Origin of the sequence: Streptomyces sp. NBC_00286, assembly GCF_036173125.1 — a bacterium.
Taxonomy (GTDB): domain Bacteria; phylum Actinomycetota; class Actinomycetes; order Streptomycetales; family Streptomycetaceae; genus Streptomyces.
Window position 1 is genome coordinate 8489754 of sequence record NZ_CP108054.1, and the last position, 20575, is coordinate 8510328.

Below are 20575 nucleotides of genomic sequence, written 5' to 3' on the forward strand. Positions count from 1 at the left end.
CGCGACGTTCAGGGCAGGGCCGCTATAGGAGGCCGCAGGCCTCTTGGGGGCGCGGGGAACTGCGCGACAAGCCACGACGGACCCGCAGTCGACAAACAACTTGCAACGCCCGACGCTTAGTCGCCCCGAAGCGCTACGCCGCCTTGGCTTTGGTGGCGTACATATCGACGTACTCCTGCCCCGACAACCGCATGACCTCAGCCATCACCGAATCGGTGACGGCACGCAACACGTACCGATCCCGATCCATCCCCTCGTACCGCGAGAATTCCATCGCTTCCCCGAAGCGAACAGTGACGCGGCCAGGCCGCGGAATCCCCGCCCCGCCCGGCTGCAATTTGTCCGTGCCGATCATCGCGAACGGAACGACCGGCGCCCCGGTCATCAGCGTCAGCCGCGCGATCCCCGTACGACCCCGGTACAGACGCCCGTCGGGGGAGCGCGTGCCCTCCGGGTAGATGCCGAAGATTCGGCCCTCCTCCAGGACCCGCCGGCCGGTCATCAGCGCCGCGACCCCGCCGTTCGCACCGTCCCGGTCCACCGGGATCATGCCGACGCCGGTGAAGAACCAGGCCATGAGGCGGCCCTTCAGCCCCTTCCCGGTGACGTACTCGTCCTTGCCGATGAAGAAGACCTGCCGGTCACAGACCAGCGGCAGCACGATCGAATCGATGAACGTCAGATGGTTGCCGGCCAGGATGACCGGCCCGGAGCCGGGGATGTGCTCCGCGCCTTCCACTCGTGCCCGGAACATCAGGCGCATGATCGGTCCGAGCACTGCCTTGATGAACGCGAAGCGGGACAACGGGCCCTCCGGTGTCAAGGGAAAGTGAAGAGTCTCTGCAGGTGAGGACGATACTCGCGGCACCCGGGGTGTTGCACACCGGGTTCACGGAGTGGATACGCAGTGTCGCTACTTGTTTACCTGGGGTGGCGCGCTGTTGCACGCCCGACACCTGTACGAGATGTGTGACAAATGCCGCACCCATGAGGCCCGGGTTCCCTCAACTCCCGCACCTCATACGACACTGAGCATCATCCGTGTGTTCCGTCCCAGGTCTCCCATCCGTCACCCAAGGGCACCTACGATCGTCCGGATTTGGCAGGTGCAGGGCAGCTATGGGAGGAGCGCTCATGGGGACGCAGGGGTCGGAAGAGCAGGGGCGGGGCACAAGACGGCGGGCGCTGCTCGGCGCCGCGGTGCTGGGTGCGGGCGGGGCTGCCGTGGGGCTGCCCGGCACGGCCGCGGCCGCCGAACGGCACGGCGGCGGCTACAAGAGCCTGCCGGTGCCGACGATCATCGGGCATCGCGGGGCCAGCGGCTATCGGCCGGAGCACACCCTGGGCGCGTACCAACTGGCCCTGGACATGGGCGCGCACGTCATCGAGCAGGACCTCGTCCCCACCAAGGACGGCCACCTCGTGTGCCGCCACGAGAACGACATCACGGGCACGACCGACGTCGCGGCGCACCCCGAGTTCGCCGACCGCAAGACCACGAAGGTCGTCGACGGTACCTCTCTCACCGGCTGGTTCACCGAGGACTTCACGCTGGCCGAGCTGAAGACGCTACGCGCCAAGGAGCGCATCCCGGGCACGCGCCCGCACAACACGCTCTACGACGGCCGCTGGGCGATCCCCTCCTTCGAAGAGGTACTGCGCTGGGCCGACCGTGAGACGAAGCGCCGGGGCAAGCAGGTCTGGCTGCACGTCGAGACGAAGCACCCCACGTACTTCCGCAAGCTGGGCCTCGGCCTGGAGGAGCGGCTCGCGAAGCTGCTGCGCAAGTACGGCCGCCACAAGAAGAACTCGCCGGTCTTCCTGCAGTCCTTCGAGCCGACCAGCATGGAGCGGATGAGCCGGCTGGTCGGCACGCCCAGGGTGGTGCTGCTGTGGACCCCCGACGACCGGCCGTACGACTTCATCGAGGCGGGCGACCCGCGCACCGTCGCCGACCTGATCACGCCCGAGGGTCTGGCGTGGATCGCCTCGTACGCGCAGGGCATCGGCCCGCTGCTCGACCTGATCATCCCGAAGGACGCGAGCGGCAAGCTCACCAAGCCGACCACCCTCGTCAAGGACGCGCATGCCGCGGGCCTGATCCTGCACCCGTACACGATGCGCAACGAGAACACCTTCCTGCCCGCCGACTTCAGGAAGGGCACCGACCCGAACGCCTACGGCGATGTCTTCGGCGCCTTCCAGGTCTACTTCGAGACCGGCATCGACGGCGTCTTCACCGACAACCCGGACACCGGACTCCTCGCCCGCGAGGACTTCGTCAACGGCTGAGGTCAACTGCTCAGCCACAAGGCACCAGTTGGGGTGATAAACGGTCGCTCCGGGCAACCTCTCCCGGGGCGACCTCGTCGTTCCGCATATGACGCATGACATGTCTGCCCCAGATATGGCGGCCACGCATAGGTCCGCCACGGGCATGGTCGCCGAGCTGAGCCCACTGCTCGCCGCCGAGGTGTCCGCGGAGGCCCATGCCTCCGGAGCTGAGCCTGGTGACCTCGAACAGGCCGTCTGGCTGCGGCTCCTGGAGCGTCTCGACGCGGACGGCCCGCCCGCCGACGCCGCAGACTGGCTGCGCGTCGCTGTCCGCACCGAGGCCCGCCGCACCCGGCACACCGCGAGCATCGAGCAGCCGTACGCCACTGAGCCTGCCGACGACAGTGGGCCGGGCCCGGAGCAACTCGCACTCACCGCGGCCCGGCGTCGCGCCCTGCACTCCGCCGTACGCCGGCTCCCCGGTCGCTGCCCGCGCCTGATGGCCGCGCTGTTGTCCCCGCATGACCTGACATACCGGGAGATCGCGGGGGAGTTGGGTATCTCACAGGGCAGTCTTGGTCCGGAACGTTCCAGATGTCTGGGATGTCTTCGTCGAATGCTCACGGGGGAGGTTGCGCCCTGGTGAGCGCGGGGATAGGAGTGAGGGACAACCGGCGGAACAGGTGAGCGGGAGGCATGCACACATGGGCATGAGCGTGACCATCTCGGGGGCGACCGAGCAGGACGCCGAACAGATCCTCAAACTGCAGTTCCTCTGCTACCAGCGCGAGGCCGAGCTGTACGGCGACTACAGCATCGAGCCGCTCACCCAGACCCTCGCCTCCCTCAAGGCGGAGCTGGCGAGCGGCACGGTCCTGGTGGCCCGGCTCGGCGACGAGGTGGTGGCCTCGGTGCGCGGCTCCGTCGACGCGGACGGGACGGCGCGCATCGACAAGCTGATCGTTCACCCGCGTATGCAGCGGCACGGCCTGGGCGGACGGCTGCTCGACGCCATCGAGGCGAGGCTCTCCGAGGGTGGCGTGGTCAAGAGCTTCCACCTGTTCACCGGGCACCGCAGCGAGCACAACCTCCAGCTGTACCGGCGGCACGGCTACGAGGCCGTGGCCAGGCGCCGCGTCCACGAGCGCCTCACGCTGGTGACGCTGGCCAAGCCGGTGGCGGCAGGCGCGTTCGTAGCGAGCGCCTAACCCTGCTCCCCGGCGGGCACTTCGGTACGCGCCTTGCGCAGCCAGAACATCGCCGTCACCGGGAGCAGCACCGGGATGAACAAGTACCCCATGCCGTAGTCCGACCACACCGTGGCGTCGGGGAAGGCGGAGGGGTCCGCGAGGGTCCAGGTGCCCACGGTCAGTACGCCCACGAGCTCGGCGGCGCAGCACACCAGCGCCGCCTTGCGGGCCGTTTCGCCGCCGCGGACAAGTGAGTACGTGATGAAGCCGTACACGAGTCCGGCGACCGCGGACAGCGAGTAGGCGAGCGGCGCCTTGTCGAATTCCGTCGCGATCTGCACTACGGAGCGCGAGACGGCGCCGACGACCATCACTCCGTACAACCAGACCAGGAGCATGCCCGGACCGCCGATGAGCCGCGTCCGCGCCGGCTTCTCCTCGGCCACAGGCACCTCAGCCTCCCCAGATGTCATAGAGCCGCACCTGCAACACGGCCAGCACCACACCGCCGGCCGCGACCGTCACCGAGCCCCAACGTGTGCGCTCCGCAAGCGACATGAAGCCCGCCGCCGGGATACAGGCGAAGGCCCCGATCAGATACGCCACGAAGATCGTCGTGCCCTGCTCCGGCTTCTCACCGCGCGCCAGCTGGACGATCCCGACCACCATCTGCACCAGGGCGAGCAGTGACACCACCGCCATACCGATGAAGTGCCAGTCCTTCGTCGGCTGGTCCCGATAGGCGGCCCAGCCGCACCACGCGGCGAGCACGAGCGCGGCGACGGCGGTCGCCCACGTCAGGGCATCAAGCATGCTCAGACCCTATTACGGCGCAAAACACACGGCGCCCGCGCCCCGGCCTGTGCTCCTGACCGCCCCGTGGTGCGGTTGGGTGCTCTGATGCTGCATGCTGGGCAGTTCAGCAGGCCGATGGTCCCTGAAGGTTACGGAGTGGCGCATGACGAACACCTTCCCCGACGTCTCCCTCAGCACGGAGCGGTTGGTGCTGCGCCCTCTTGAGGACGACGATGTTCCCGCCCTCACGGAGATGATGAACGACGAGCTGGTCGTCGCCTGGACTCCGGTACCCCAGCCCTTCACCGAGGACTCGGCCCGTACCTGGGTCGCCGAAGAGGCGCCCGTCGAGCGCACCGCCGGCCGAGGCCTCGATCTCGCCGTCACCGAGTTCCTCACCCAGCGTCTGGTCGGCGTCATCCAGCTGAGCAAGGCCAACTGGCACGTACGCGCCACGGAGATGTCGTACATCATCGCGCCCTGGGCCCGCGGCGAGGGCTACGCCTCCGAAGCCGCGCTCGCCACCGCCCAGTGGCTGCTGCGCGACCAGAAGTTCGAGCGCCTGGAGCTGCGTACGGCGGCCGACAACACCGCCTCCCAGCAGGTCGCCCAGAAGATCGGCTGTATCAGCGAGGGCGTCCTGCGCGGCGCCTGTATAGCCAGGACCCGCACGGAGGACGGCGGCTGGGCCGACCTTCGTACGGACTACATCGTGTGGAGCCTCCTCCCCGAAGACCTCGACGGGGTCGGCGAGCAGTCCGACGACTCCGGCGGTTTCACGTACTCCGACTGGAACTGAACCAAGGGGGCAGCCGCCGCGACCCCCGCCCACATCACCACAAGTCACCAGGTACGCTCACGGGGCTCCGCACACACCCCCACTTTCGACGACCTGCGAAGACTTCAGGAGACTGACGACGATGGCCGACCGGGTCACGGTGATCGGCTGGGACGGCTCGCCCCTGACCGACGCGGCGCGCTCCGCACTCGGTGCCGCCACCCTCGTGGCCGGCGCGGCCCATCATCTGTTGCTGCCCGAGGTGCCACCGGCCGCCGAACGCATCCGGCTCGGCAGCGTCGCCCTCGCCGCCCGCCGCATCGCCGGTCACCGCGGCACCGCCGTGGTCCTCGCCGACGGCGACCCGGGCTTCTTCGGAGTCGTACGCACCCTACGTGCCCCCGAGTTCGGCCTCGAAGTCGAAGTGGTGCCCGCCGTCTCCTCGGTCGCCGCCGCCTTCGCCCGCGCCGGAATGCCCTGGGACGACGCCCAGGTGGTCGTCGCCCACCGCCGCACCCTGCGCCGCGCGGTGAACGTGTGCCGCGCCCACACCAAGGTCGCCGTCCTCACCTCGCCAGGCGCCGGACCGGCCGAACTCGGACTGCTCCTCGAGGGAGTTCACCGCACCTTCGTCATCTGCGAGGAACTCGGCACCGACCGCGAACAGGTCACGATGCTCACCTCCGACAAGGCCGCCGACCACACCTGGCGCGACCCGAACGTCGTCATCGTCCTGGGCGGGCCCGTCGCTTCGACCGAGCGCGGCGGCTGGATCGCCGGACGCGACCCGGGCGCGGGCCCGCGCGGCTGGGCGCTGCCGGCCGAGGCGTACGGCGGCGCGGTCGGCGAGGGCGAGAACGAGCCGTTGCGTGCCGCTCAACTCGCCCATCTGGGACCGCGGGTGGGCGACCTCGTCTGGGACATCGGTTCCGGCAGCGGCGCCTTCGCCACCGAGGCCGCGCGCTGCGGCGCCGGGGTCATCGCCGTGGACCGTGACCGGGACGCCTGCGCCCGCACCATGGACGCCGCCCGCCGCTTCGGCGTACCGCTCCAGATCGTGCACGGCACCGCGCCGCACATCCTGGAGAACCTGCCCGAACCCGATGTCGTACGCATCGGGGGCGGGGGTGCCGCGGTGGTCTCCGCCGTCGCCGACCGGCGCCCCCAGCGGATCGTCACGCACGCCGCGACCCGCGACGCGGCCGAACTCATCGGCAGGGACCTGACGGAGCACGGCTACCAGGTCGAGTGTGCGCTGCTGCAGTCCGTCGAACTGGACACGCGGGCCTGGACGGAGAAGGAGCGGAGCGTCGCTTTTCTGCTTACAGGCAAGCAGGTGCGGCGCGATGGGGGCACCCCCAGGCGTTAAGCACTGGGGGAGCCTCGTTGAGGGGTGGTGGTCGGGCGACGGGCGGGCCTGCCCGTTCGCAACCCGTGATCCTGTTGTCGTACCGCTCGCGGTAGGCTGGCCGACCGTTGTACTGCGTCGGCTTGTCCGAAATATCGTCGGTCAATGTCCGGAAAACGGGCCCCAATTGGGGTCCGCGTGGTACGGCGGGCTGGCGGGCGCGCAACGTGGCGCAGTCCACAGCGGACCGTGGTGGATCACGCTGCCAGGGTGACCGACCGACAGCGACAATGCCTGTTAATGGCTTTGTCGACTGGCCGTTCGTGCCGCCCGGCACAGACGCTCGTTCTTCACTGCGGGCGGTCGCCGCGCCGCTCCGGACGAGCAGGTCGTAGAGCACAAACCGAGCGAGGGGTACGCATGACCGACACCGGCCAGGTTCCGGGCGAGGGATTGCCGGAGAGCGCAGGCATGGTGGAGCAGCCGGGCGCCCAGGCGCCGGGTGCGTACTCCTACCTCTCCGAGACCCCCTCCGAGGACCACGAGGACCTGTTGCTGCTGCCGGGCGCCCAGGGCGCCTGGGGCAACGAGGTCCCTCCGCCGCCCCCGGCTCCCGTCCCCGAGGTGGTGCACGAGCCCGGGCCGCACGAGATGTCGGGCCGGGACAGCGGATCGGTCGACCTGGGAGGGGTCCGGCTGCCGGAGCCCGAGCCCGCCAGTGAGTCGGCTTCCGAGCCCGCGCCCGAGCCTGCCACTGAGCCTGCTGCCGAGCGCGAGTCCGCGCCCGAGCCTGTTGCCGCGCCTGCGCCCACGCCTGCGCCGCAGCCGCCCGTGGCACGGCGACCGCTGCACCTCGGTCCGCCGACGCCGGACAGTGCCGGGAGCCCGGTGCGTTCGCTGGCCGACCGCGGTCCGGCCGGTGCTCCGGCCGGCCCCATGTCCGTACGGCAGCCAGGGCCGGCCGCGGAAGCCCCCGAGCACCGTGACGTGCCGCGCGACGAGTTCGCCTTGCAGGGGGCGGTGCCTTGGGGAGCCCAGGCACACGCCGGCCCTGAGGTGGGCGCTGCAGAAACGGTCGTCCGGGGTGGTGCGGAGGGCGACGCGGCGGGGCAGGGCTCCGAGGGCGTGGGGGGCGGTGAGGTTCCTCAGGTCGGGCAGGAGTCCGGGTCCGGGGAGGATGCGGCTCCGCAGGTGGTTGAGGAGGTGCGTGGTGACGGGGCTGTTGGTCTCGATGGCGCCGACGGTTTCGAGACTGCCCATGGTTCCGAAGCCGCCTACGGTCCCGAGGGCATGCAGGGTCCCGAGGACATGCAGGTTTCCGCCGACGTGCCGGTGACGGAGTCCGTGTCGGCTGAGTCCGAGATCGACGGTCCGGTTGAAGTGGCGGACGCCGCAGGGGAGTTCGAGGCTTTGGCTGAACAGAGCGCGGAGGCCGGGCAGTTCCCGCAGGCGCCCGCTCCGGAGGCGACCCACGCCTCGGATGAGGCGGCCCAGGCGACGGAACCCGCACAGTACGAGGGCGCCGCTCAGCACGAGGACCCTGCGCACCTTGAGGCTCCCGCGCAGGCACCGCACACGCCCGAACACCCCGACGCCACGCACTTCCAGCCCGCACCGGCGGTCTCGCACTTCCCGCAGGCGCCCGAGACCCAACTGCCCGCGCACGCCAATGAAACGCAACTCCCGGATCACGCCGAGCAGTTCGCGGAAACCGAGCCGCAGGCCCCGGTCGGCGGCGCGGAAGAGGCGGCACAGCCCGTGGCCACCGAGGAAGCCGCGCAGCTCGCGGACCCCGCGGAGGCCCCGGCCGAGTCCGACGCCCCGGCACCGGACCCCGCCGATCCGCAGCACGTCACGCCCGCCGACGCAGCCGTACCCGCGCACGGCATGGAGCAAGCCCAACCCGAGCAGCCCGTCGGCCAGTTCGTCCCCGTTGACGGCACCATCCCGACGACGCCCCACCTTGCCCCGACACCCCCGCACGGCATGAGCGTTCCGCCGCTCCCGGAGGCGGAACAGCCCGCGGAGGCAGCACCGGCCGCGGGGGAGGAGCCCACACCCGTCGCTTCGGAAACCGCCGAACCTACGGCTCCCGAGGCAACTCCCGTACGCGAGCTCACAGTTGAGGCCACCGAGGTCGCTGAGGGCGCCGAGGCCCCGGAACAGCAGCAGCCCGTAGCAGCCCAACAGCCGGAGGACCTGGACACCCTGGCCTCCGCCGACCAGGCCAACGAGGCAGAGCAATCCGATGAGGCTGAGCAGAGCGAGCCGGAGGAGGGCCCGGCCCCAGTAGCCGACGTAGCGAACGCAGCGGACGTACGCGAGCCCACCACCCCCGCCGCCCCCGGCTACAACGACGCCGAGCGCGAGGCCGTCCTCCGCGTCATGCGCGAGCGCCGCGACATCCGCAACGGTTTCCGCAGCGACCCCATCCCGCACGACGTCCTGCTCCGCGTCCTGGAGGCGGCCCACACGGCGCCCTCCGTCGGCCACTCGCAGCCCTGGGACTTCGTCGTCATCCGCTCGGCCGAGACGCGCCGCACGATGCACGAACTGGCCCAGCGTCAGCGCGACGCGTACGCGAAATCGCTGCCCAAGGGCCGGGCGAAGCAGTTCAAGGAACTGAAGATCGAGGCGATCCTCGACACCCCGGTGAACATCGTCGTCACCGCCGACCCGACTCGCGGCGGCCGGCACACGCTGGGCCGCCACACCCAGCCGCAGATGGCCCCGTATTCCTCCGCGCTCGCGGTCGAGAACCTGTGGCTGGCCGCCCGCGCCGAGGGCCTCGGCGTCGGCTGGGTCAGCTTCTTCGACGAGCGTGAGATGGTCCGCACTCTCGGCCTGCCCGAGCACCTGGAGGTCGTGGCGTACCTCTGTGTCGGATACGTTGACGAGTTCCCGGCGGAGCCCGAGCTGCTGCAGGCCGGCTGGTCCAAGCGCCGCCCGCTGTCCTGGGTCGTCCACGAGGAGACGTACGGCCGCCGTGCGCTGCCCGGAGCGGAGCCGCACGACCTGCTCGCCGAGACCGTCTCCAACATCCGCCCGCTGGACGCCAAGGCACTCGGCGAGGCCTGGGAGCGCCAGAAGCGCATGACGAAGCCCGCGGGCGCCCTCGGCATGCTGGAGATCATCTCCGCCCAGCTGAGCGGCCTGTCCCGGATGTGCCCGCCCCCGATCCCGGAACCGGCCGCCGTCGCGATCTTCGCGGGCGACCACGGCGTGCACGCCCAGGGCGTCACCCCGTGGCCGCAGGAGGTCACCGGCCAGATGGTGGCCAACATCCTGGGCGGGGGAGCGGTCGTCAACGCCTTCGCCGGCCAGGTCGGCACCGAGGTCTGCGTCGTCGACGTGGGCGTCGCCTCCGATCTGCCCGCGACGCCGGGCCTGCTGCCCCGCAAGGTCCGGGCCGGTACGGCCGACATGACGACCGGACCGGCGCTGACCCGCGAAGAGGTCAAGCGGGCGATCGAGGTGGGCATCGACACGGCCCGCGATCTGGTGGCCGCGGGCAACAAGGCCCTGGTCACCGGCGAGATGGGCATCGCGAACACCACCGCGTCCGCCGCCCTGATCGCGGTCTTCACGGACGCCGACCCCTCCGAGGTCACGGGCCGCGGCACCGGCATCAACGACGAGACGCTGGCCCGCAAGACCGAGGTCGTACGCCGTGCCATCCAACTCCACCAGCCGGACCCCGCCGACCCCATCGGCGTCCTCGCCGCGTTCGGCGGCCTCGAACACGCCGCGATGGTCGGCCTGTTGCTGGGCGGCGCATCCCTGCGTACGCCGGTGATCCTGGACGGCGTAAGCGCCGGCGCCGCCGCCCTGGTAGCCCGAGCCATCGCCCCTGAAGTCCTGGCAGCCTGCATCGCAGGCCACCGAAGCGCCGAACCAGGCCACGTAGCGGCCCTCAACAAACTGGGCCTACGCCCCCTGGTAGACCTCGACCTCCGCCTGGGCGAAGGCACAGGAGCCCTACTGGCCCTCCCCATGGTCCAAAGCGCAGCAAGAGCAATGCACGAGGTAGCAACGTTCGACTCAGCAGGGGTAACCGAGAAGTAGCGCAGGTCTGTGGGCCCGCGCGCGGGCTGTGGGCAGTCGTTCCGCAGGGCGATGGGGGTCCCCCCGCTCGAGCGAAGCCGAGAGTGGGGGAGGGTGGGCACAGCCCACAACGCACCCGCACCCACCCACGCACCTGCACCCACCCACCGGGGGCCCGGGGGCAAAGCCCCCGGTTCCGGGAAGGGGGCGGGCCTGGGGAAAGAAACCCCACCCACCCCAGCCCCCACCCACCCGCACCGTAAAATCCGCACGTCAGGGGTCCTTCAAAGCCGCAGGACCCCACCCGCAATGTCCCGCAAGAAGGGCCGCACCTCCATGGCCGAACACCCCGCCTACCCCGTAGGCCTCCGCCTGACCGGCCGCCGAGTAGTAGTCCTGGGCGCCGGCCAGGTAGCCCAACGCCGCCTACCGGCCCTGATCGCAGCAGGCGCGGACATCCACCTCGTATCCCCCGAAGCCACCCCCTCCGTAGAGGCAATGGCAGAAGCAGGCGAACTCACCTGGCACAGGCGCCCCTACGAGGAGGGCGACCTGGCCCACGCCTGGTACGCCCTGATCGCCACCAGCGACCACGAAGCCAACACCAGAGCCTCGGCCGAGGCAGAAGCGAACCGCGTCTGGTGCGTCCGCTCCGACGATGCCGACGCGGCCACTGCGTGGACCCCCGCGACCGGCCACAGCGAAGGCGTCACGGTAGCCGTCCTCACCACGAACGCCCGCGGCCGCGACCCCCGCCACACCGCCGCAATCCGCGACGCGGTGGTCGAGGGCCTCCACGACGGCACCCTCGTGGCCCCGCACCACCGCACCCGCACCCCCGGAGTCGCCCTGGTCGGCGGCGGCCCCGGCGACCCGGACCTGATCACGGTCCGCGGCCGCCGCCTCCTCGCCGAGGCCGACGTGGTCATCACCGATCACCTGGGCCCACGCGACCTGCTCGCGGAGCTGCCCTCCAGCGTCGAGGTGATCGACGCGGCGAAGCTGCCGTACGGCCGGTTCATGGCCCAGGAGGCCATCAACAACGCGCTGATCGAGCACGCCAAGCAGGGCAAGTCGGTCGTACGGCTCAAGGGCGGCGACCCCTTCGTCTACGGGCGCGGCATGGAGGAGGTTCAGGCGCTGGCCGAGGCCGGCATCCCCTGCACGGTCGTGCCCGGCATCTCCAGCTCGATCTCGGTCCCGGGCGCCGCGGGCATCCCGGTCACCCACCGGGGCGTCGCCCACGAGTTCACCGTGGTCAGCGGTCACATCGCGCCCGACGACGAGCGTTCCCTGGTCGACTGGCCGTCCGTGGCCCGGCTGACCGGCACGCTGGTGATCCTCATGGGGGTCAGTACGATTCCGAAGGTCGCCGAGACGCTCATCGCACACGGCAAGTCCCCGGACACGCCCGTCGCCCTGGTCCAGGAGGGCACGACGGCCGCCCAGCGCCGGGTCGACGCGACCCTCGAAACGGTGGCGGAGACCGTACGCGCCCAGGACGTGAAGCCCCCGGCGGTCATCGTCATCGGCGACGTGGTGAACGTAGGCCCGAAGCCCTCCGCGTAACCCGTGGTAACCCAACTCTGTCCGAGCCGTTGGCACCGCACCCGGGACAAGGCAGTATCGCTCTGTGGCCGATCTCATCACCGTTGAGGAACCCGACGACCCGCGCCTGCGCGACTACACGGGCCTGACCGACGTCGAGCTGCGCCGCAAGCGCGAGCCCGCCGAGGGCCTGTTCATCGCCGAGGGCGAGAAGGTCATCAGACGGGCCAAGGACGCCGGTTACGAGATGCGCTCGATGCTGCTCTCCGCCAAGTGGGTCGACGTCATGCGCGACGTCATCGACGAACTCCCGGCCCCGGTGTACGCGGTGAGCCCGGAACTCGCCGAGCAGGTCACCGGCTACCACGTACACCGTGGCGCCCTCGCCTCCATGCAGCGCAAACCGCTGCCGACCCCCGACGACCTGCTCCAGACGGCCCGCAGAGTGGTCGTCATGGAGTCGGTCAACGACCACACCAACATCGGCGCGATCTTCCGCTCCGCCGCCGCCCTCGGCATGGACGCGGTCCTCCTCTCACCGGACTGCGCGGACCCGCTCTACCGCCGCAGCGTGAAGGTCTCCATGGGCGCGGTCTTCTCCGTCCCGTACGCGCGTCTCGACACCTGGCCCAAGGGCCTGGAGACGGTCCGCGAGGCAGGTTTCGCCCTCCTCGCGCTCACTCCGGACGAGAAGGCCAAAAGCCTCGACGAGGTCGCCCCGCACCGGATGGACCGGGTCGCCCTGATGCTGGGCGCGGAGGGCGACGGCCTGTCCACCCAAGCCCTGGTGGCCGCAGACGAATGGGTCCGCATCCCGATGGCCCACGGGGTGGACTCGCTGAATGTGGGTGCAGCGGCAGCGGTGGCCTTCTACGCGGTCGCGACGGGCCGTCCTCAGCCCTGAAGCCGCATCGCCGCATCGAGCTCGGGGAAGACGCGCCGACCCAGCACCGGCTAGAGCAGATCACGCGGCACCTTCTCGTTCCAAGTGCGGGAGAAGACGCGGCGGTCGGTCTCGTACGCGTCCAAGGTCGCGTCTACGAAGAAGTCCTGCTCGTCGCATGTGAGCTCGGTGTGCGTCACCACCCGTACGTCCCAGTTGTCTCGCCGGAATCGCATGGTCCAAGTGGATTCGCCGCCGACCGAGGTGAAGTCGTCGGCGACCGCCGTATAGCGCTCATAGGCGCGGCGGCCGGCTTCGAGGCCGATGTCCTCGAAGCGGACCGTGCCCCGGTCCTTCACGATCTCCAGTTCCGCGTGGTAGCCGACCAGGTCCCGCTTCACCTCCCAGCGTTCCTCGGTCGGTGTCACCTGACGGGTGGTGATCGGCGGTGTGCCCTCGGGTTCGGCAAAGGGGTTCGGCGGTACGTCGTCGGGTTCGTCCACCGGTCGGACCGGCAGGGTGAGTGTGCTGCAGTTCTCGTGGACGCTGAGCAGCGCGGGCTTCGGCGGTGGCCATGCCAGGGGCCAGTAGGACGTGGAGAAGGAGAGCCTGATGCGGTGGCCCTGCGGGAACGCCTGCGCCACTCCGTTCAGCGGGATGGTGGCGCGGTAGCGACGGCCCGGTTCCAGTGGCTCGGGGGACTCCGTACCGTCGCGGCGGGTGAGATTCAGCAGGCCGTACGAGACGCGGGTCGCGGCGCCGTCGGGGCTCACGTCGGACAGGCGCGCGGCCACCATGGCGACCGGTTCATTCACCGACAGATCGAGTTCCACGCTCGGTGAGCCGAGGATCTCCAGCCGTTCGGTCAGCGGCTCGGTTTCGAAGACGAGTGAACCGCCGTCCTCCTCACGCTGGTCGTACGGCAGGTCCGGTGGCGCGTTGTAAGAGGCCCACTTGCCCGCGAACTGGCCGACGGACAGCGGCGATTGCACGGTCATCGCGTCGCCGTCGCGCTGCTGTGCCGGGTCTGCCGCCGGGTCCTGCGGAGGTTCGATCCTGTGCCGGGTGAGCGGACGCGTGACCGGCCGGATGTGCGGAGAGGGCCACTCCGGCTCTCCGACCCAGCGTCCCGGCCGTTCTTCGTACGCGGTGGAGGGCGGCACGCTGTCCTGCATCCATGCCTGCAGCATGGGACCGTCCATGACGCCGTTGTCGACGCCCTTGAGCCAGTGGTCCCACCACCGCACGACCTCCTGGAGGTAACCGATGGCAGGGCCCGGCTCCCCGAGGTGGGGGAACTTGTGCGACCAGGGGCCGATCAGCCCCTTGCGTGGCACGTCCAGGTTGCCGAGGAGCCGCGTCACGGCGTTGGAGTAGCCGTCCGCCCATCCACTTGAGGCCAGGACCGGGCAGCGCACGCTCTGGTAGTCCTCGCACACCGAGGCGTGCCGCCAGTAGTCGTCTCGGCGCTGGTGGCGCAGCCACTGGAGAACCCAGGGCTCCGTGTTCTCCAGCCGTTCCCACCACATCTCGCGCCAGCGGTCGCCGACCACGGCGGGGTCGGGCGGACAGGTGCCGTAGGCGAACATGGTGCCCGCCTCGGCCAGGTTGTCCGACAGCAGGGCGCCGCCCATGTAGTGCATGTCGTCGGCGTGCCGGTCGTCGGTGAAGGAGGCGATGACGACGGCCTTCAGACTGGGCGGCCGGCGGGCCGCCACCTGGAGCGCCGCGAACGCGCCCCAGGAGATCCCCATCATCCCCGTGTCGCCATCGCACCAGGGCTGCTCCGCCAGCCAGGCCAGGACCTCCTCGGCGTCGGCCTGCTCCCGCTCCAGGTACTCGTCGCGCAGCACACCCTCCGAGTCGCCGGTGCCGCGCAGATCGACGCGGACGCAGGCGTAGCCGTGCCCGGCGATGTACGGGTGGTGGATCGAGTCCCGTACGGACGTCAGGTCGCGCTTGCGGTACGGGATGTACTCCAGCACCGCGGGCACCGGCTCGTCGTCCGAGGAGGTGGGGCGCCAGATGTGCGCGGAGAGACGGACCCCGTCGGACATGGGGATCGTGACGTGTTCATCTTCCTTCGTCGCGTACGGCAGGTTGGTCACGTAACGCATGGGACCGACGTGCTCCTTAACTCTCGCGGCATCTCGTCACTGTCGCGTCACTCGGGCGGGACCTCGTCGAAGACGAGTCCCAAGGCGGCCACACAGTGGTCGTACTTCTCCCGCAGTTCCTCCTCGTTCGCCCCGCCGGTGAAGATGTGGGCCAACTCGTAGCTGTAGCTGTCCTGTTGGGGAAGCTCAGAAAGCCGGGTGCCCTCCTCGGGGACCACGTCGACGCGTACGCCCGGGATCTCCCGCTCGATACGGGCGATGTCCTCCGGCCCCGGCACACGGCGTACCACACCGTCGGTGAACCAGCGGTAGTACCACTTCGCCGCCATCGCGTACGGGCCCTCGCGGTGCGGCATGCGCGGGTCGTCGCCGAGGGCGAGGCTGACCATGCAGTGGTGGTTGGGCACGCCGTCGACGTACTGGAAGAGTTCCGCGTGCGACTGGGAGTGCCGGGGGTTGATCTCCAGCAGGCTGATCTGCCGGGTCCGCGGATCGTAGAAGTACTCGATGCTGAAGGTGGCCGAGTCCATGCCGATGCGCCGCATCACGCGGTCGGTGACGTCGTGGAGCTCCGAGATGACCGGTGGCGGCAGCGTCGAGGGGTACTGGTGGCGCAGGAAGCAGGGCGAGTCCGGGTAGTCGATGGAGTCCAGGACCCCGTAGACCGTCACCTCGCCCTGGTGGACGTAGCCCTCCACGGCGACCTGGACGCCGGACATCTCCTCCTCCGAGAGGCAGACCCGACCGCCGAGACCGTCCATCTCCGGCGGCAGGTCGATACGTTCAAGGATGTGCTCGAAGGGGCGGCCGATCCGGGTGATTCCCTCGCGGATCTCGGCGACGGCGGTGCGGAACTCCTGTTCGTCCCGGACGCCGAAGGCGAGTTCGGAGGAGTACGAGAGCGCAGGCTTGATCCACATCGGGAACCTGACGTTCTCGGGCGGGCGCGGCGGCTCGGCCTTCAGGTCGACCCTGCCGAAGCGCGGGTGCCGGTCGGTGACCTTCTGCTGTTCCAGCCGGCTCCAGTACTTGTGCTCGCACTTGACCACCGACTCAAGGCTCGTGCTGCGGGTGCCGTAGTGCTCGCTCAGGATCGGGACGAGGGTGCTGACCGGGAAGTCCCAGTAGCCGACGATCGCGTCGACGCTGCCGTCGAATGCGTCCAGCGCGCCCCGGGCCTTCTCGATCAGCGTGGGCAGATGCACCTCGCCGATCTGCAGTTCTTCGATCGTCAGCAGCTGGTGGAAGCGCAGTGATCGGGCTCCCGGGACCTGCCGGAGCGTCGGCAGGTTGGCCTCGTCGAGCCCGATCACGAAGACGTTCTTGACCTTCTCATCAAGCACGGCTCTCCCTCCGACCTACGACCGGCTGGCAGGTCTCCCAAGATCGTCGGAGTACCCCTCCACGCGACGGTCAATCCGGTCCGGGCCGCCACTCATGCGCGGTGCGGTGGGTGCGGCCGGCCCTGGAGCAGGCCCTGCGGGCAGCCGGGGCAAAGGGAGCGGACACAGCAAACGGGATGTTCTTCGGCCCATGTCAGGCTGCGCGTTCGCGGGTTTCGGCGCCAACTGCTGTTTGGTGACGTGCGCATGGGTTACCCGTCCGGCGAACCGGACACAAGGGAGAAACTCTGCCATGGGCATCATCGCGTGGATAGTCATCGGTCTGCTCGCGGGGGCCATCGCCAAGGCGCTCATGCCGGGCAAGGACCCGGGCGGAATCATCGTCACCATGCTCATCGGTATCGCCGGAGGCCTGCTCGGAGGCTTCCTCGGCAAGGTGATGTTCGGAGTCGACTCGATCGACGGCTTCTTCGATCTGTCCACCTGGATCGCGGCCATCATCGGGTCCGTCATCCTCCTCGCGCTGTACCGGCTGTTCACCACCCGCGGCCACGGGCGCGGACATCGGCGCGGACACGTCCATGCGTGACGGGCCCGAGTAGCCGACGTGGCCAGGTGCACAGCGAGATGAAGTGAAGTACGCGAGCGCGCCCCCGTCTTCATGCGGGGGCGCGCTCGCAGGTCCGGCGGGCCGTGCACTGGGCGAGTCGGTACTTTGAGCGCCGCAGGTGTGTCCAAGGAGGTTGCGGTGCGTCTCTGCCACAGCCGTCCGACTGACCCCGGGTACCGCCGCCTGCGCCATGGGCGCGGCTTCCGTTACGTCGACGCCCGAGGGGAGCCGCTGCGCGACCCCGCGGAGCTGGCCCGGATCCGGCAGCTGGTCATCCCGCCGGCCTGGCAGGACGTGTGGATCTGCACCCGGGCCAATGGTCATCTGCAAGCTGTGGGTACCGACGCCGCCGGACGCCGTCAGTACCTGTACCACCCGCAGTTCCGTGCCGAGCAGGAGCAGGCCAAGCACGAGCACGTGCTCGACGTCGCCGAGACTCTGCCCGCGGTACGGGAGGCTGTCGAGGGCCATCTGCGCGACCGCGGGCTGACCCGGCAGCGGGTCCTGGCCACGGCCGTACGCCTGCTCGACCTCGGCTTCTTCCGCATCGGCAGCGACCGCTACACCGAGCTGAACAACAGCTACGGCCTCACCACGCTGCTGCGGGAACACTCCCGCTGCCAGGCCGGTGCGGTCCTGTTCACCTACACCGGCAAGCACGGCAAGGAGATCGCCCAGACGGTCGCGGACCCCGCCGCCTGCCGAGCCCTCACCGCGCTGCTGCGGCGCCGGGGCGGCGGCGACCGGCTCCTTGCCTACTGGGAGGGGCGCGCCTGACATGACGTGACTGGTCAGGACGTCAACGCGTACCTCAAGGAACTGGCCGGCCTGGAGATCACCGCCAAGGACTTCCGCACCTGGCACGCCACCGTCATGGCGGCCGTGGCGCTGGCCGTCTCGCAGCCTGTCGCGCGCAGCGAGACCGCCCGGCGCAAGGCCATTTCCCGGGCGGCGCGAGAGGTGGCCGGGTACCTCGGCAACACACCTGCGGTCTGCCGGGCTTCCTACATCAACCCCCGGGTGGTCGAACTCTTCGAGGAGGGCGTCACGGTCGCCGCCGCGCTGCCTCACCTCGGCGACGAGGGCGCCTACGGCATCCCGGCCACCCAGGGACCTGCCGAACGGGCCGTGCTGCGCATGCTGCGGAACGGGCGCCCCCCGGAAGGGAAGTGAGCGGGCGCACCTGAGTACCCGAAGACCGGCGTGGGGGCAGCGGCAGCGGTGGCCTTCTACGCGGTCGCGACGGGCCGCCCTCAGCCCTGAGGCCGCATCTCGAGCGTCGACTCGTACCGCTCGGCCATCAGCCCGTCCGGTGTGCTGAACTCCGGCTGTACGGGCTCCAGTTGCCGCCGCTCACCGCCGAGCCCGCGCTCCGGCCCCTGGCAGCCCTGCGCCGCCGCGATCCCGAGCGCCACCAGCAGCGTCACCACGACGAACACGAACAGCCGCTGCCGTAGCAACCGCGGATTGGCGGGCCGTCGCCCGGACCCGGTGGACCGCGGCCCTGAACGCCCCGCCCCACTGCGCGACGCCGCGGGCCGACCGCCTGAGCTGGAGCGCGTCGAGTTGCCCCGCGACGACACCGGGCGCGCCCCGTTCCGCGAAGGGGTGCTGTTCCGCGGCGGCGGGGGAGCGCCCTGCGTACGCCGCTGGGTGCGCTGGTCCGGGTGATGCTCGGTGAGCCGCCCCGTCGGCCGCTCGGCCTCGTTCACGCGCGGCGCGGGCGGCCGGGCGGCGCTCAGGCCCTGCGCCTCGCGGGCCGCGATCTCCTTGAGCCGCAACGACAGTTGAAGCGTGCTGGGCCGCTGCTCCGGATCCTTCGCCAGACACGCCCGTACGAGAGGGGCCAGCGCGTCCGGCACACCCTTCAGCTGCGGCTCCTCGTGCACCACCCTGTAGAGCATCACTTCGGAACTGCCGTGCCCGAAAGGCGAGTCGGTGGTCGCCGCGTACGCCAGCGTGGCACCGAGCGCGAACACATCCGTGGCCGGAGTGACAGCGGCACCTCGCACCTGCTCGGGCGCGAGGAAACCGGGTGACCCCACCGCCGTACCGACGTGCGTGAGCGTGCTCGCCCCCGTCGCCCAGGCGATGCCGAAGTCGATGATGCGTGGCCCCTTCGGGGAGAGCAGGATGTTCGACGGCTTGAGATCCCGATGCACGACACCGGCCTCGTGCACGGCGACGAGCCCCTCGGAGAGGGCGGCGCCGACGGCCGCGATCTCGGCCGCGGTGAGCGGCCCCTCCCCGGTGACCTTGTCGTGCAGCGAGGGCCCGGGGACGTACTGCGTCGCGAACCACGGGCGGTCCGCTTCCAGATCCGCGGCGACGAGCCGGGCCGTACACCCGCCCCGAATGCGTCGCGCCGCCGACACCTCGCGTGCGAACCGCGACCGGAACTCCTGGTCCTCCGCCAGATCCGGCCGGATCACCTTCAGTGCGACTCGCTGGCCACGCCGGTCGGAGCCCAGATAGACAACGCCCATCCCACCCGCACCGAGCCGTCGGTGGATCTTGAACGAGCCGACGACACGCGGGTCCTCGCGCCTCAGGCGCATCATCGCCATGTCCATCCCCGCTGCCCGGTCCGTTTGACGTGGCACAGCTTACGTTTCCGTGGCCGGGCGTGCGCAGAGGCCGCGCCCTCGCGGCCCGGCCGATTGTCAGTGCCGGGTGGGAGACTTGAAAGATGGTCAGGGGACGGGCGAATTCAGCGGCTTTGGGCTGCCGGGATCCCCAACCATCGGTCGCAGAAGGGGGATTGGGCCAGTGAAGGGTGATCGCGTGGAGATAGTCGTGGACGCCGGCGACACGACACGTACATACGAGGTGGTGGCGAGCCGCGCGGGGCGCCGGGTGGAGACGGCGGTCCGCCGAGGAGTGGTGGAAGTGAGCGAAGTCACCCGCAGCGGAGGGGTGGTCCGCACGGCCCGCTTCATGGCGAACCGGGTGCTGGCCCTGGTCGAGCAGCCCGTGCCCAGGGAGGACAGCTCGGAGCAGAAAGGGCAGACCGGACGTCCCCTCCGGGAAGACCCCGAGACCTAGGACCTCGTCTCCACCCAGGGGAGTACTCCGCAGGTCATCGGTCATCCTCCGGGAGGCCCGGCAATCGATACGACGGCATGACGCCCCACGGGCCCCGCCCGCCTAGATTTGAAGTCAAGCGGCGGGTGCAGCACTCGTCCCCCGAGGTCAGTCACCCGCCGCTGCCAGACAGCAGGAGATCAACCGGCAACAAGAGCCTCATCAACTGCAAGAGCTTCATCAACAGAAGGTCAGGAGAGGGGCCATGGCGGACACGGCATCGCGGACGATGATCCGCACGCGGGGACGCAAGGCGCACAGCGCCGCGTTCGGTACCCGCCGGTCCGGCCAGCGCCACCCCTTGGTGGCGACGGCCATGGTCCTCCCCCTGGCGACCCTGCTCGTGGTCGTCTTCGGCGGCTGGGAAGCAGTGGTCACACAAGCGTCGTCCGTGGGCGTGATGCTGGGGCGCTGAGCGGCGCCCCAGGCCCGGAAGAGCGGTCCGGGCGGGGACATCCGGCCATGAAACCCCGTGGGGACGGGGGTGCGGCGGACGGCACAGAGACGCCCGCGCAGCTGGGGAGCTGCGCGGGCTGTCTTGTGCGCCTAAACCGGCGCCGC

General features: G+C 70.3%; 17 protein-coding genes and 1 pseudogene. 12 read left to right on the forward strand and 6 right to left on the reverse strand.

The window, feature by feature from the left end:
* Positions 1-133: 133 nt before the first annotated feature.
* Positions 134-823, reverse strand: a complete 690-nt coding sequence (locus OHT21_RS38365) for a lysophospholipid acyltransferase family protein (protein ID WP_328772860.1) — start codon at positions 821-823, stop codon at positions 134-136.
* A 311-nt stretch (positions 824-1134) separates the two neighbouring features.
* Between OHT21_RS38365 and OHT21_RS38370 the strand changes: the two genes are divergently transcribed.
* The 3 genes from OHT21_RS38370 to OHT21_RS38380 all read left to right on the forward strand — a co-directional run bounded on the left by OHT21_RS38370 (position 1135) and on the right by OHT21_RS38380 (position 3482).
* Entirely contained in the window at positions 1135-2292 is a 1158-nt protein-coding gene (locus OHT21_RS38370) for a glycerophosphodiester phosphodiesterase (RefSeq protein ID WP_328772861.1), read from the forward strand.
* A 100-nt stretch (positions 2293-2392) separates the two neighbouring features.
* Positions 2393-2920 (forward strand): sigma-70 family RNA polymerase sigma factor, encoded by a 528-nt coding sequence (locus OHT21_RS38375; RefSeq protein WP_328772862.1) that lies wholly within the window; start codon positions 2393-2395, stop codon positions 2918-2920.
* Positions 2921-2978: 58 nt separating this feature from the next.
* Positions 2979-3482 (forward strand): GNAT family N-acetyltransferase, encoded by a 504-nt coding sequence (locus OHT21_RS38380; protein WP_328772863.1) that lies wholly within the window; start codon positions 2979-2981, stop codon positions 3480-3482.
* Here OHT21_RS38380 and OHT21_RS38385 read toward each other — a convergent pair.
* Positions 3479-3937 carry a hypothetical protein gene (locus OHT21_RS38385; RefSeq protein WP_443050529.1) on the reverse strand — a complete coding sequence of 153 codons (459 nt, stop codon included), beginning with the start codon at positions 3935-3937 and terminating at the stop codon, positions 3479-3481. The two genes, OHT21_RS38380 and OHT21_RS38385, sit on opposite strands and share 4 nt — an antisense overlap.
* Positions 3918-4277, reverse strand: a complete 360-nt coding sequence (locus OHT21_RS38390) for a hypothetical protein (RefSeq protein WP_328772864.1) — start codon at positions 4275-4277, stop codon at positions 3918-3920. The genes OHT21_RS38385 and OHT21_RS38390 overlap by 20 nt, the downstream gene beginning before the upstream one ends.
* Positions 4278-4422: 145 nt before the next feature.
* Here OHT21_RS38390 and OHT21_RS38395 point away from each other — a divergent pair, with 145 nt between their 5' ends.
* The 5 genes from OHT21_RS38395 to OHT21_RS38415 all read left to right on the forward strand — a co-directional run bounded on the left by OHT21_RS38395 (position 4423) and on the right by OHT21_RS38415 (position 12881).
* The gene (locus OHT21_RS38395; RefSeq protein ID WP_328772865.1) at positions 4423-5058 is read left to right on the forward strand and encodes a GNAT family N-acetyltransferase; all 636 of its coding nucleotides are present in this window, start codon (positions 4423-4425) and stop codon (positions 5056-5058) included.
* A 121-nt stretch (positions 5059-5179) separates the two neighbouring features.
* Positions 5180-6406 (forward strand): precorrin-6y C5,15-methyltransferase (decarboxylating) subunit CbiE, encoded by a 1227-nt coding sequence (gene cbiE / locus OHT21_RS38400; protein ID WP_328772866.1) that lies wholly within the window; start codon positions 5180-5182, stop codon positions 6404-6406.
* A gap of 399 nt (positions 6407-6805) precedes the next feature.
* Positions 6806-10450, forward strand: coding sequence for a nicotinate-nucleotide--dimethylbenzimidazole phosphoribosyltransferase (cobT, locus tag OHT21_RS38405; protein ID WP_328772867.1), 3645 nt, complete (start codon positions 6806-6808; stop codon positions 10448-10450).
* A gap of 315 nt (positions 10451-10765) precedes the next feature.
* Positions 10766-11998: a uroporphyrinogen-III C-methyltransferase gene (cobA, locus tag OHT21_RS38410; RefSeq protein ID WP_328774389.1), complete on the forward strand. Its 1233-nt coding sequence runs from the start codon at positions 10766-10768 to the stop codon at positions 11996-11998.
* A gap of 64 nt (positions 11999-12062) precedes the next feature.
* Positions 12063-12881 carry a TrmH family RNA methyltransferase gene (locus OHT21_RS38415; protein WP_165338321.1) on the forward strand — a complete coding sequence of 273 codons (819 nt, stop codon included), beginning with the start codon at positions 12063-12065 and terminating at the stop codon, positions 12879-12881.
* Positions 12882-12931: 50 nt separating this feature from the next.
* Here OHT21_RS38415 and OHT21_RS38420 read toward each other — a convergent pair whose 3' ends face one another.
* Positions 12932-14977, reverse strand: a complete 2046-nt coding sequence (locus OHT21_RS38420) for a CocE/NonD family hydrolase (RefSeq protein WP_328772868.1) — start codon at positions 14975-14977, stop codon at positions 12932-12934.
* A 47-nt stretch (positions 14978-15024) separates the two neighbouring features.
* On the reverse strand, positions 15025-16320 hold the full coding sequence (locus OHT21_RS38425) for an ATP-grasp domain-containing protein (protein ID WP_328772869.1): 1296 nt from the start codon (positions 16318-16320) through the stop codon (positions 15025-15027).
* A gap of 292 nt (positions 16321-16612) precedes the next feature.
* Here OHT21_RS38425 and OHT21_RS38430 point away from each other — a divergent pair, with 292 nt between their 5' ends.
* Positions 16613-16909: a GlsB/YeaQ/YmgE family stress response membrane protein gene (locus OHT21_RS38430; protein WP_328772870.1), complete on the forward strand. Its 297-nt coding sequence runs from the start codon at positions 16613-16615 to the stop codon at positions 16907-16909.
* 159 nt (positions 16910-17068) lie between these two features.
* Positions 17069-18103 (forward strand): annotated as a pseudogene (locus OHT21_RS38435) (DNA topoisomerase IB).
* A gap of 80 nt (positions 18104-18183) precedes the next feature.
* On the opposite strand, the gene OHT21_RS38440 reads toward OHT21_RS38435, so the two are convergent.
* On the reverse strand, positions 18184-19503 hold the full coding sequence (locus OHT21_RS38440; RefSeq protein ID WP_328774390.1) for a serine/threonine-protein kinase: 1320 nt from the start codon (positions 19501-19503) through the stop codon (positions 18184-18186).
* Positions 19504-19699: 196 nt separating this feature from the next.
* Here OHT21_RS38440 and OHT21_RS38445 point away from each other — a divergent pair, with 196 nt between their 5' ends.
* Complete coding sequence (locus OHT21_RS38445) at positions 19700-19975, forward strand: hypothetical protein (protein ID WP_328772871.1); 276 nt, start codon at positions 19700-19702, stop codon at positions 19973-19975.
* Between the two features lie 244 nt (positions 19976-20219).
* On the forward strand, positions 20220-20429 hold the full coding sequence (locus OHT21_RS38450; protein ID WP_328772872.1) for a hypothetical protein: 210 nt from the start codon (positions 20220-20222) through the stop codon (positions 20427-20429).
* The last annotated feature ends 146 nt before the right edge of the window (positions 20430-20575 follow it).